The sequence below is a fragment of the Burkholderia sp. FERM BP-3421 genome (genome assembly GCF_028657905.1).
Taxonomy (GTDB): Bacteria; Pseudomonadota; Gammaproteobacteria; order Burkholderiales; family Burkholderiaceae; genus Burkholderia.
The window spans coordinates 2,762,958-2,774,968 of record NZ_CP117781.1 but is presented as its reverse complement, the minus strand read 5'-3'; the positions used below and the strand labels follow the sequence as shown (position 1 = coordinate 2,774,968).

9 protein-coding genes and 1 pseudogene are annotated in these 12,011 nt (G+C 65.0%); 8 read left to right on the top strand and 2 right to left on the bottom strand.

Annotated features, from left to right (window positions below; genetic code table 11):
* Positions 1–99: 99 nt before the first annotated feature.
* Positions 100–1,392, top strand: coding sequence for a DUF445 domain-containing protein (locus Bsp3421_RS15090; protein WP_273996736.1), 1,293 nt, complete (start codon positions 100–102; stop codon positions 1,390–1,392).
* A 645-nt stretch (positions 1,393–2,037) separates the two neighbouring features.
* Here Bsp3421_RS15090 and Bsp3421_RS15085 read toward each other — a convergent pair.
* Positions 2,038–2,514: an Lrp/AsnC family transcriptional regulator gene (locus Bsp3421_RS15085; protein WP_273996735.1), complete on the bottom strand. Its 477-nt coding sequence runs from the start codon at positions 2,512–2,514 to the stop codon at positions 2,038–2,040.
* A gap of 192 nt (positions 2,515–2,706) precedes the next feature.
* On the opposite strand from Bsp3421_RS15085, the gene Bsp3421_RS15080 reads away from it, so the two are divergent.
* From Bsp3421_RS15080 to Bsp3421_RS15060, 5 genes and pseudogenes are all read left to right on the top strand, one after another.
* Positions 2,707–3,915, top strand: coding sequence for an amino acid aminotransferase (locus tag Bsp3421_RS15080; protein WP_273996734.1), 1,209 nt, complete (start codon positions 2,707–2,709; stop codon positions 3,913–3,915).
* A 47-nt stretch (positions 3,916–3,962) separates the two neighbouring features.
* A complete protein-coding gene (locus tag Bsp3421_RS15075; RefSeq protein WP_273996733.1) occupies positions 3,963–4,349 on the top strand; it encodes a RidA family protein in 387 nt (128 codons plus the stop codon).
* A 181-nt stretch (positions 4,350–4,530) separates the two neighbouring features.
* A pseudogene (locus tag Bsp3421_RS15070) lies at positions 4,531–5,605 on the top strand (porin).
* Positions 5,606–5,695: 90 nt separating this feature from the next.
* Positions 5,696–7,135, top strand: a complete 1,440-nt coding sequence (locus tag Bsp3421_RS15065) for an amino acid permease (RefSeq protein ID WP_273996732.1) — start codon at positions 5,696–5,698, stop codon at positions 7,133–7,135.
* Positions 7,136–7,437: 302 nt separating this feature from the next.
* Complete coding sequence (locus tag Bsp3421_RS15060; protein ID WP_273996731.1) at positions 7,438–7,692, top strand: hypothetical protein; 255 nt, start codon at positions 7,438–7,440, stop codon at positions 7,690–7,692.
* A 245-nt stretch (positions 7,693–7,937) separates the two neighbouring features.
* Here Bsp3421_RS15060 and Bsp3421_RS15055 read toward each other — a convergent pair whose 3' ends face one another.
* Positions 7,938–8,204, bottom strand: a complete 267-nt coding sequence (locus tag Bsp3421_RS15055) for a hypothetical protein (protein ID WP_273996730.1) — start codon at positions 8,202–8,204, stop codon at positions 7,938–7,940.
* A gap of 302 nt (positions 8,205–8,506) precedes the next feature.
* Here Bsp3421_RS15055 and Bsp3421_RS15050 point away from each other — a divergent pair, with 302 nt between their 5' ends.
* Together Bsp3421_RS15050 and Bsp3421_RS15045 are read left to right on the top strand one after the other, a co-directional pair.
* Positions 8,507–10,099, top strand: coding sequence for a Na+/H+ antiporter (locus Bsp3421_RS15050; RefSeq protein ID WP_273996729.1), 1,593 nt, complete (start codon positions 8,507–8,509; stop codon positions 10,097–10,099).
* Positions 10,100–10,346: 247 nt separating this feature from the next.
* Positions 10,347–11,987, top strand: a complete 1,641-nt coding sequence (locus Bsp3421_RS15045; protein ID WP_273996728.1) for an acetolactate synthase large subunit — start codon at positions 10,347–10,349, stop codon at positions 11,985–11,987.
* The last annotated feature ends 24 nt before the right edge of the window (positions 11,988–12,011 follow it).

Here is a 12,011-nt window from a genome sequence, read left to right as displayed (position 1 = left end):
TTGAGTTGGCGTGAGGGAAGATTGTAGGGCGTCCCTTGCGCGTCATGCTAAGGTCTAACGCCGCGCGCCGTCGCGCGTACCTTCACCCATCCGATCCGTATGTCCGACGCGAAGCTTCACGAACTGAACACCAGCAAGCGCCGCGCGCTCGCGCTGCTCTTCGCGGCGGCGGCCGTGTTCGTCACGATGCTGTGCCTGCCGCCCGGCTTGTGGGTCGACGGCGCGAAGGCGGTGGCCGAGGCGGCGATGGTCGGCGCGCTCGCCGACTGGTTCGCGGTGGTCGCGCTGTTCCGCCGCGTGCCGATTCCGTTCGTGTCGCGCCATACCGCGATCATTCCGAACAACAAGGAGAAGATCGCGGATAACCTCGCCGCGTTCGTGCGCGACAAGTTCCTCGATTCCGCCTCGCTGATTGCGCTGCTCAAGCGTCACGATCCGGCCGCGCGTTTCGCGCAATGGTTGGGCGCGCCCGAACATACGACGCTGCTCGGCGCGTATGCGACGAAACTGTTCGAGTTCGCGCTCGACATGACCGACGACGCGCGGATCCAGTCCTTCGTCAAGGATGCCTTCCGCGCGGCGCTCGACAAGGTCGACCTGTCGCAGTCGATGGGCGCGATCCTCGGGACGCTGACCCGCGACGGCCGCCACCAGGCGCTGCTCGACGATGCGATCGCCCAGCTGGTCCGGTTGCTGCGCGATCCGGACAACCGCACCGCGATCGCCGGCTACATCGTCGACTGGCTCAAGGGCGAATATCCGAAGGCGGAGCGCCTGCTGCCGACCAACTGGCTCGGCGAGCATGGCGCGGAGCTGGTCGCGAACGCGGTGAGCCGCGTGCTCACGCAGGTCGCCGACGATCCCGGCCACGCGCTGCGCGGCCATTTCGACGCGGCCGCCGCGCGGCTCGTCGAGAAGCTGCGGCACGACCCGGCCTTCATCGACAAGGGCGAGGAGATCAAGCGCTACCTGCGCGACGGTGAAGCTTTCAATTCGTATGCAAAGGCGTTGTGGACGCAACTGCGCGCGTGGCTGAAGGCCGATCTCGCGCGCGAGGATTCGACGCTGCGCGGTCGGACGGCTGCGCTCGGTGCGTGGCTGGGCGAGCGGCTCGCGGCGAGCCCGTCGCTGCGCGCCTCGACCAACGAGCACATCGAACGCGCGGCGGGGGAGATGGCGCCCGAGTTCGCCGCGTTCCTGACGCGCCACATCAGCGACACGGTCAGGCATTGGGACGATCGCGAGATGTCGCGGCAGATCGAGCTGAACATCGGCAAGGACCTGCAATACATCCGCATCAACGGCACGCTGGTGGGCGGGCTGGTCGGGCTCGGGCTGTACGTGGTGTCGTGCCTCGCGCGCTGGGCCGGCGCGCTGCCGCCGCCGCACTAGCGCGGCGGCGGCGCGTGCATTTTTTCCACTCACGAACGGGCCAGGACGATTCGAACGCTGCCGGGCGACGCGGTATGGATGTCGGTCGAATCGGTTCCGCCGTGCCAGGCGGGCGGTCCGGGTTTCCGCCGAAACACCCGCGTGCATGTGTGCCGAGGAGGTTCGCGGCAGGTCATCGCCGACGTGTCGCCTGCTGGCCCGCGGGCGCGACGAATCGTCTGATGATCGGGAGATCTCGCGGGGTCGCCGTGGGCGTGGTCGCGCATTGCTCGCGTTCAGGTCGGAGGAATGGGCTGCTGCACGGATGGCCCGCGCGCCCCCGGACCGGCGCGCCGACTTCCGCCAAACGCGCCGGCGCGGCGCGGGCGGGTTCGCCTGCGCATCCGTTCCCGAGCGGTCATCGATGGTCACGCTGGCTTTTCGGATGACTGATTGATCGGCTTCGGAAGCCGATCATGTCGACGAGCGGCTGCCCTGTCGCGCGTTCACGGCTATTTCGGTTGAACCGATGGCGCGTCATCGCTCGGGCGTAGCCGCCGCGAAAGAGTGTGCGTGTCGCCGACGCGCAGGTCGGCGTTCGACCAGGCCGCTCGGAATCACATTTCTGCAAGCTTCGAGTGCGAATCCTGAAAGCATCGCGGCGATCTATACCCGCTTGTCCGCCAGTTCCAACACGGAGCCGTCGCGCTTCAGCGTCGCCAGGACAATGCTGGAATTGATCAACATGACGCCCGTCGCACGATGCAGGCGGTTCATGACGAAATCGGAGAAGTGCTCGAGACTGCGGGTGCGCACCGTCAGCACATAGTTCGACGCACCGGTGACGACCTGCGCGGAGACCACTTCCGGCCACTCCTGAAGCGCCTGCACGAACTTGTCGTGCCAGTCGTCGGCATCGGGGCGCATCGACACATGCACCAGCGCTTCAAACTCGACACCGATGCTTTTCGGCGAGATCACGCACCGGTAGCCGTCGATGATGCCTTGCTCTTCCAGCAGCTTGACGCGCCGCAGGCACGCCGATGGCGACAGTGCGACGGCGTTCGCCAGATCCTGATTGCTGATGCGTCCGTCGTTCTCCAGCTGGCTGAGTATGCGCAGATCGGTGCGGTCGAGGCTCATGTCGCAGAATCTTCCGAAATCCGGTTTTTGATTCGCACACCCTATCATAGGTTGGCCTTATCTATCGCAGAGTCTGAAGCACATTTCATTTCTTCATCGATAACATGTCGTCGAACACGTAGTCATGAGAGGCGGCGTGCCGTACTTGCCCGCCCCTGTGCAATTTTTTTCTACCGGCACCCATCGTTGATCATGTTCGAACATATTCCTGCCTATCCGGGCGACCCGATCCTGTCGCTCTTCCAGACGTTTCAAAGCGATCCCGAGCCTCGCAAGGTCAACCTGAGCATTGGGCTGTACTACGACGAAACGGGCATGTTGCCCATCCTGGACAGCGTTCGCGCTGCTGCGGCCCGCGTGAACGAGCAGGTCGCGGCGTATGGGTATCTGCCGATGGAAGGCATGGCGAGCTACCGGCAGGCGCTGCAAAGTCTGATCTTTGGCGCCGGCAGCGCCGCGCGGCGCGAAAACCGGATCGCGACGATCCAGACCGTCGGCGGGTCCGGTGCGATCCGTCTCGGTGCGGAACTGCTCAAGCGCTATTTCCCGGACAGCGCGATCTGGATCAGCGATCCGACGTGGGACAACCACCGTGTCCTGTTTGCGTCCGCCGGTCTCGAAGTCCACACCTACCCGTACTACGACGCGACGACCAATGGCATTCGCTTCGATGAAATGATGGCGACGTTCGCCTGCCTGCCGGCGCGCTCGATCGTCCTGCTGCAGCCGTGCTGCCACAACCCGACCGGTATCGATCTCTCGCGCGAGCAATGGAGCGAGATCGTCGAGATCTGCGGGAAGCGGGATTTGATTCCGTTTCTCGACATGGCTTATCAAGGCTTCGGCGACGGCCTCGCCGACGATGCGTGGCCGATCCGCGCCATGGCGGATGCCGCGCTTTCATTGCTGGTGAGCAATTCGTTCTCGAAGAATTTCTCGCTCTACGGAGAACGTTGCGGGGGGCTCTCCGTCGTGTGTCCGACCGACAAGCAGGCCGCCAACGTGCTCGGCCAGGCCCAGGCCGGCGTGCGCCGCATGTATTCGAGTCCGCCGGGCCACGGCGCCCGGTTGGTCTCGACGGTGCTGAGCGATCCCATGCTCCTTGCGCTGTGGAAGAGCGACGTGGCCGCCATGCGCGAGCGCATCAAGCGTATGCGGTTCGCGCTCAAGCAGCGGCTGGAGGCCCATCTGCCGCATATGTCGTTCGACCACATGGTCGCGCAGCGCGGCATGTTCAGCTATACGGGCCTCACGCCCGCCGAGGTCGACGTTCTGCGTGAGCGAAAGAGCGTCTATCTGCTGCGCTCCGGCCGCGCGTGCATGGCCGGCCTCAACGACGCCAATATCGATTGCGTGGCCAGTGCGATCGGCGAAGTGCTGAGGACGCGCAAGGTCTTGTGAGGCCGAATCTGTTTCGGATTGCGTATGAAATCATGCGAGGAATCGTGATGCCCCAGATTATCCCGGTCGAATTGCCCGAGCCCGATCAGCCCTTCTCGTGGGCGACCCGTGCCAACGGCATGATGTTTACGGCGCATGGCCCCGTCGATCGCAGCGGCGCGATCGCGGGCAGCGACATCGAGGAGCAGGCGCGGCTGACGTTCTCGAATCTCGCTTCCGCCGTCAAGGCGGCGGCGGGGGCTCGGATGCGGGATGTCGTGCAGGTGCTGATCTACATGGCCGACGCACGGGATATGGCGGTCATCGACGCCGAATACCGCACCTTTTTCGAGGCTCCCTATCCGAACCGCGCCTGTGTGGCCGTGCAAGGCTTTGCACATCCCGGCATGCGCATCGAACTGGTTGCCTATGTTGCGCTCGGTTCGCCTTCATGACGCAGGGCCGGGCGTGAAGCCGGCTTGCCGGTCATGGCGATGGCGATGCCGGAGACGAGGTTCGTGGGGCAGGTTTGAACGCAGGAGACCACGGGACACTCGGACTGCCCCACCGAGGTTCCGCACCCCCTAGTCTGCATGCTTGATGGCAGGGCAGAGAAAGGTAAAACAGGAGAAGCACATGAAAAGGTTTGGAGTACTGATAACGGGAGCCGTGGCGTGCATGGCTGTATCGGATCATGCCTCGGCTCAAAGCTCGGTTACGCTGTATGGCATCGTCGATCAAAGCATCCGGTACGCGACGAATGCCGATGCGAACGACAACGCCAGCGTGCAGATGGCCAACGGCGCCATTACCAACAGCCGCTGGGGGGCTGAAAGGCGCGGAAGACCTGGGCAACGGCCTGAAGGCGATCTTCCGTCTGGAGAGTGGTTTTGAACCCGAGACCGGCCAGTTGGACAGCAAGAACACGTTGTTCAACCGTTATGCCTATGTCGGGCTGCAAGGTAATTTCGGCACGGTCGAAATGGGCCGGCAAACCACGGAAGGCTTCAATCTCTTCGGGGATCTCGATCCGCTGACGGTCGGCAACTACACGGCGAACTACTGGCCATACTTCCTGACGCAAGGGTACGTGAGCAACACCGTCAGCTACAGCCAGACGATCGGCGGCCTGAACATCGGCGCGAGCTACGGGTTCGGCGGTCAGGTGGGCAGCCTCAGCGAAAACGCGTATTGGGGGGTGCGCGGCGAATATACGGCCGGCGCGCTGACCTTGGGCGGCGTCTACCAGCAAACCCGCGACATGCAAAGCCACGCCCAGCAGATGTGGGGCGCTGCCGGCCGCTATGTCGTCGGGCCCGCTTCGATCTTCCTTGGTTATGTCGGCGGCATGGACGCGACGGGCGAGATCGACCAGTACCTGAACGACCCGAGTCGCCAGGTGGGCTACGGGTCGTTCGTCGACCATCCCCGCAAGGATACGATCGGCTACGCCGGCTTCACGTATCAGGTCAATCCGGCGATTACGGTCACCGGCGCGTTCTACCGGGACACCATCAAGAACGTCAACGGTATCGGCGGCAATGGCGGCAAGCGCTATACGGGTGTGGTCGAGGCCGAATACGCGCTGTCCAAGGCAACCCAGGTGTACGGCACGGTCGACTACAACAAGGTATCCGGCGGCGCGGTCACCGAGTTGCCCGGCAGCAGCAATCAAACCGGCTTGGCCGTGGGCTTGCGTCACATGTTCTGATCGCCGCCGGGGTTCGATGCATGCCTGCCGTGCATCGGCGAAAACACAGGATGTATCGCAATCCATATCAAATGACGGAGGAGACATTCCATGAATTCGGAAGAAAGATTCGATCAGATTGCCGTACGGGAGGGCGGGCTCAAGCGCACGCTCAGCGCCCGCCAGATGTCGATGATTGCAATCGGTGGGGCGATCGGAACGGGCCTGTTTCTCGGCAGCGGTTTTGCGATCGGTTTTGCCGGCCCGAGTGTGTTGATCAGCTATGGGATCGGTGCGGTGATCTCGCTGCTGCTGATGGGCTGCCTTGCGGAAATGACCGTTGCCCATCCCACCCCGGGCTCGTTCGGCGCCTATGCCGAGCACTATCTGAGCCCATTGGCGGGTTTTCTCGTGCGCTATGCGTACTGGGCGTGCATCGTCCTTGCCGTCGGCACCGAGGTGACGGCCGTCGCGCTCTATATGAAGTACTGGTTTCCCGCCGTGCCGGGCTGGATGTGGATCGTCGGATTCTCCAGCGTACTCGTGCTGGTCAATGCATTGAGCGTCGATGTGTTCGGCTCGATCGAATACTGGTTTTCGGTGATCAAGATTACCGCGATCGTTGCTTTCATCGTGATCGCCGGCTATGTCGTCTTCGTGAACCCGTCGCTCGTCGCGTCTGCGGATGGCGGCGCCTCGGCGGCGGGCTTTCGCCATTACGTCGACGCAGGCGGATTTTTCCCTCATGGCGTATGGGGCATGTGGGTTGCCGTTATCGTCTCGATCTTCAGCTACCTGAGCATCGAGATGATCGCGGTGGCCGCGGGCGAGGCTCGGGATCCCGAGCGCGCCGTCACGCGCGCCTTTCGCTCGACGGCCGTTCGTCTGGTCCTGTTCTATCTGATCACGCTTGCCTTGATGATGGCGATCGTCCCCTGGACCGTCGCCGGCCGTGACGAAAGTCCGTTCGTCAAGGTGATGGCCGCGATTCACATGCCGGGCGCGGCGGGGGTGATCAACTTCGTCGTGCTGGTCGCGGCGCTGTCGGCGATGAACAGCCAGCTCTACATCACAACCCGAATGATGTTCAGTCTCGCGCGCGCCAACCATGCGCCCCGCGGCCTGGGTGAAGTCAACAGCCGGGGCGTGCCGCTCGGGGCGCTGCTGTTGTCGACGGCGGGCATCGCGGTGGCGACGATCGTGAGCGTCATCTACCCGAATGCGTCCTTTACCATCATGATGGCCATCTCGATGTTCGGTGCGATGTTTACGTGGATGATGATTTTCGTCACGCATTACTTTTTTCGCCGTGCCTGGGCGCGCAGCGGCCGCCCCGCGCCCGGTTTCAGGATGGCGGGATTTCCGCTGCTGACACTGCTCGGTGCGGGGTTGATGCTCGCCATCATGGGGACGACGTACTTCACGGCCGAGTTTCACCTGACGCTGATCTTCGGCGTGCCATTCCTGATCCTGCTAAGCGCGCTGTACTTCGCGCGGACGCGACGCCGGTCCGCGTTGTCGCAGGCGGAGCCCCCGCTTCCGCGACACTGATGAGGCCGTCGCGCGCGACCGGAGGCGCGCGCGATTCTCGTATCGCGGGTGCTGAACGACGGCTCATCATGCCAGCGCGCATTCCCGTTTCGGGAGATCGGCGCGCTCGGAGAGCGCAGGCCATCTGTCTTCGCGGGTGACGCGCGGCCGGGGGCCGTGAGTGCGGCGGCGCGACAGGCCCTTGCGCCGGCAGGCGCGCTTCTGGAACGTGAATTGTTGTCAGGCGCCCGGTTCGACGTAGGCCGGGCTGATTGCCGCGCGTTAACTATCTTGCCGTCCATTCAATATTTCAAGGAACTACGATGAAAAAGGTCACTGTCCTGATCGTATCGATGCTGGTTGCGTCCGGCGCCTTTGCTGACGAACTTCATAATAAGGCGATGGCTGCGACGCATGATTTGCAGCAAGCCATTGGCGAGATGCACGTCATACAGCAGGAGCACGGCGGCCAGTTCGGCGGCCACATGGCCCGCGCGGAAAAGTTGGCGCAACAGGCCGAGCAGGAGCGCGGCGCTGCCTTGGAATACTACCGGGCGCACCATCCGGGCTGGCAGTAATCGAGGACGTTGGGCCGGCCGCCGCTTTCGGCCCAACCGATTCGCGACGAGGATCCCGGGCGCCCATGCGCGCCCGGGCCTCGGCGGCGATTTCCCGACGGGAACGGGCGGTTGACGATGAAGCGGAAGCCATGCCCGTTCGCGTGGAATTGATTTGAATCGTTGACGAAAGCCAAACGTGAGCTTGACGCCCGGCGTCAGGCGAGTTCACCCGGCAAGGTCGCCGGCGAACAGGTGAACGGAGCCTAGCGGTGATGCCACCAGATCAGGCCGGCCGGGATCGCGGGCAGCAGGAAGATCAGCGCGAAAATCGGCAGCTCGTCATTAAACGTATAGCCCACGCGGTAAACGCCGATGAACATGTTCGCCGCCGAGATCAGGAACCAGACCGGCAGGAAAAACGAGGCGGCGGTGCCGAACGCCCGGCCGTCCTGATTGCCGAGCGAGCGCGACAGATAGAGGCTCGCCACCAGCAACACGAAGCCGGCTCCGATGATCAAGGCCGAACGCATGGCGGGCTTCTCCTGTCTGTGAATGAGCTGCAGTTATGGGCGCCATATAGCATGCCTTTTTTCCCCCCGGCGTTGCTAGTCCCGCCCGGCCTTTTTTGCAGGCGAATGACAAAAATCCACGAAACGCGACTGTTGTGCGCGCAATTCGCGCACAGCGATGCGCTGAGGATGACGAAATGCCCGCATTTCACGCGGCCATGAAGGAATTTGACAATCCGGCGCTCGACGTTCTGTAAGCCTCATGATGTAATCGCGCGATCGACGGCGCGGCGCCGTCATCCCCATTGATCGAAGGCGAATCCATGGCCCCCGTCGAGGCATTCAAGCTGGTCCTGCTGTCCTTCCTCGCGATCATCGCGCTCGAACTCGTCGCGAAGCGCCTGCGCCTGCCGCCCGCCGCGGCGCTGCTGGTCGGCGGCGCGGGCATCGCCTTCATCCCGGGCCTGCCGCCCATCAATCTCGATCCCGAGCTGGTGCTGATCGTGTTCCTGCCGCCGCTGCTGATGGACGGCGCGTACTTCTCGGTCTGGGAAGACTTCAAGCGCAACCTCGGCGGCATCATGCTGCTCGCGATCGGCGCGGTGGCGTTCACCACCTTCGTGGTCGGCGTCGCCGTGCACTGGGTCGCGCCGGGCCTGCCGTGGGCCGCGTGCTTCGCGCTCGGCGCGATCGTCTCGCCGCCCGACGCGGTCGCCGCGAAGGCGGTGCTCGAACGCGTCGCGCTGCCGCGCCGGCTGATGGTGCTGCTCGAAGGCGAGAGCCTGCTGAACGACGCGGCCGGGCTCGTGCTGTTCCGCTTCGCGGTCGCGGCCGCGCTCACGGGCGTGTTCAGCTTCGAGCACGCGCTGATCCGCTTCGCGGAACTCGGCGTCGGCGGTGTCGCGGTCGGCTTCATCGTCGGCTGGCTCGTCGTGCGTTTCCTGAAGCTGCTGCAAGACGACTACCTGGTGATCACCACCGCGGTGATCGCCGCGTGGATCAGCTATATCGCGGGCGAGATGTGCGAGGTGTCGGGCGTGATCGCGACGGTCACGACGGGGCTGATGCTCGGCTGGCACCAGCACGAGGTGTTCTCGGCCGCGGTGCGCATGCGCGGCACCGCGTTCTGGCAGGTCATCGTGTTCCTGCTCGAGGCGCTCGTGTTCGTGCTGATCGGCCTGTCGCTGCGCGGCGTGATCGTGCGGCTCGGCGGGCTCGGCGAGGTGTTCGCGACGATGACGCCCGCGCTGCTCGCGGTGCTGGCCGCCGTGATCGGGTCGCGCTTCGTCTGGATTTTCGCGGTCGAGGGCCTGAAGCTGCCTGCCCGGCTGTTCGGGCGCGGCAGCGCGCCCGCGAGCTGGAAGGCGGCCACCGTGATGAGCTGGGCCGGGATGCGCGGCGTGGTCACCCTCGCGATCGCGCTGTCGCTGCCCGAGGCGATGCCGGGGCGCGACCTGATCCTGGTCGCGTCGTTCGCCGTGATCCTCGTGACCGTGCTGCTGCAAGGCGTCACGATCGGCCCACTGATCCGCCTGCTGCGGCTCGACGACGCCGATGCGCATTCGCAGCGGCACCTGACCGAGCCGCGCACCTGGGCGCTCGTCGAGGCGGCGCAGCTGGCGGCGGTCGAGCCGCTGGTGCGCGACGCGGCCGGCAACCTGATCCACCCGCGCCTGCTCGAGCAGTACACCTATCGCGCGACCATCACCGCGCGTCACCAGGACGAAGCCGAGTTTCCGGCGGCCGATCGCCATGCGCACTTCGACGTGGTGCTGGCCGCGATCGCGGCCGGCCGCGCGGAGCTGCTGCGCCTGCATCGCAGCGGCCGGATCCACGACGAGATGCTGCACAACCTCGAACGCGATCTCGACCTGCAGGAAATCGCGGCGCAGCACGGGCGCGGCGCGGCGGGCTGAACGGGCGCGCTGCACCGTTCGCCGCGATCTTCTACAATCGGTTGCTCGGATCCGCCGGGCCCGCCCGGCGCTGCCGTCCGGCTCCGCGAGGCGGGGCCGCGCCGCGCGCGCAATGGCGCGGCCGTACCGCAAGGATTCATGTACGTGTGAGTGGTCGTGACGAATCGCGCGGGCCGTAGGCCGGCCCGCGCGTTGCCCACGCCGCCTCGCCCGTAGGCCGGGCGAGCGGCACCAACCGAGAGTCCCCATGAAAGCATCGGATCTGTTCGTGAAGGCGCTGGAAGCCGAAGGCGTCGAATATGTGTTCGGCATTCCCGGCGAGGAAAACCTCGATCTGCTCGAATCGCTGCGGCGTTCCGGCATCAAGCTCGTGCTGACCCGCCACGAGCAGGCGGCCGGCTTCATGGCGGCGACTTACGGACGCCTGACGGGCCGCACCGGCGTCTGCCTCGCCACGCTCGGGCCGGGCGCGACCAACTTCGTGACCGCTGCCGCGTATGCGCAGCTGGGCGGCATGCCGATGCTGATGATCACCGGCCAGAAGCCGATCAAGTCGAGCAAGCAGGGGCACTTCCAGATCGTCGACGTGGTCGGCATGATGCAGCCGCTCACCAAGCTCACGCGCCAGATCGTGTCGATCGGCAACATCCCGTCGGCCGTGCGCGAGGCGTTCCGCCGCGCGGAGGAGGAGCGGCCGGGCGCGACGCACCTGGAGCTGCCCGAGGACATCGCGCACGAGGAAGGCGACGGCAAGCCGATCCCGGCCAGCCACAGCCGCCGGCCGGTGGCCGAGGAGAAGGCCGTGGCGTACGCGGTCGACGCGATCCAGCGCGCGCGCCATCCGCTGCTGATGATCGGCGCGGGCGGCAACCGCAAGACCACCTGCAAGATGCTGGCCGAGTTCGTCGACCAGACGGGCATCCCGTTCTTCACGACCCAGATGGGCAAGGGCGTGATCGACGAAACCCATCCGCTGTGGCTCGGCAACGCGACGCTGTCGGACGGCGATTTCGTGCACCGCGCGATCGAGCATGCGGACTGCATCATCAACGTCGGCCACGACGTGATCGAGAAGCCGCCGTTCTTCATGCGCACCGACGACAAGACCGTGATCCACGTGAACTTCCTCGGCGCGCAGGTCGATCCCGTCTATTTCCCGCAGATCGAGGTGGTCGGCGACATCGCGAACGCGGTGTGGCAGATGAAGGAGGCGATCGCGCCGCGGCCACACTGGGATTTCGAGCGCTTCCTGATGATCAAGGCGCATTTCGACGCGCATCTCGCCAAGGGCCAGCACGATCCGCGCTTCCCGATGTATCCGGTGCGGATCGTGCACGACCTGTACCGCTCGCTGCCCGTCGACGGCATCGTGTGCCTCGACAACGGCATGTACAAGATCTGGTTCGCGCGCTACTGGCGCGCGCACGAGCCGAACTCGCTGCTGCTCGACAACGCGCTCGCGTCGATGGGCGCGGGCCTGCCGTCGGCGATCGCGACCAGGATCGTGCATCCGCAGCGCAAGGTGATCGCGGTGTGTGGCGACGGCGGCTTCATGATGAATTCGCAGGAGCTGGAGACGGCGGTGCGCCTGAAGCTCGACCTCGTCGTGATGATCGTGCGCGACGATGCGTTCGGCATGATCCGCTGGAAGCAGGAGAACATGAATTTCCCCGACTACGCGATGACCTTGCAGAACCCCGACTTCGTCGCCTACGCGCAAAGCTACGGCGCGCACGGGCATCGCGTCGAGGCCGCCGAGCAGCTGGAGCCGCTGCTGCGCGACTGCTTTGCGACGCCGGGCGTGCATCTGATCGACGTGCCGATCGATTACTCGGACAACGAACGCGTGCTGAACCGCGAGATCAAGCGGTTGTCGGCGGCGCTTTGAATCCACGGCTCACGGAAGGAGTGA

Bases quoted from the DNA above. Each gene is read 5' to 3' on its own strand.
- Bsp3421_RS15065 (WP_273996732.1), top strand. From the start codon at position 5,696: ATGAATTCGGAAGAAAGATTCGATCAGATTGCCGTACGGGAGGGCGGG.
- Bsp3421_RS15075 (WP_273996733.1), top strand. From the start codon at position 3,963: ATGCCCCAGATTATCCCGGTCGAATTGCCCGAGCCCGATCAGCCCTTC.
- Bsp3421_RS15050 (WP_273996729.1), top strand. From the start codon at position 8,507: ATGGCCCCCGTCGAGGCATTCAAGCTGGTCCTGCTGTCCTTCCTCGCG.
- Bsp3421_RS15045 (WP_273996728.1), top strand. From the start codon at position 10,347: ATGAAAGCATCGGATCTGTTCGTGAAGGCGCTGGAAGCCGAAGGCGTC.
- Bsp3421_RS15080 (WP_273996734.1), top strand. From the start codon at position 2,707: ATGTTCGAACATATTCCTGCCTATCCGGGCGACCCGATCCTGTCGCTC.
- Bsp3421_RS15060 (WP_273996731.1), top strand. From the start codon at position 7,438: ATGAAAAAGGTCACTGTCCTGATCGTATCGATGCTGGTTGCGTCCGGC.
- Bsp3421_RS15085 (WP_273996735.1), bottom strand. From the start codon at position 2,514: ATGAGCCTCGACCGCACCGATCTGCGCATACTCAGCCAGCTGGAGAAC.
- Bsp3421_RS15090 (WP_273996736.1), top strand. From the start codon at position 100: ATGTCCGACGCGAAGCTTCACGAACTGAACACCAGCAAGCGCCGCGCG.
- Bsp3421_RS15055 (WP_273996730.1), bottom strand. From the start codon at position 8,204: ATGCGTTCGGCCTTGATCATCGGAGCCGGCTTCGTGTTGCTGGTGGCG.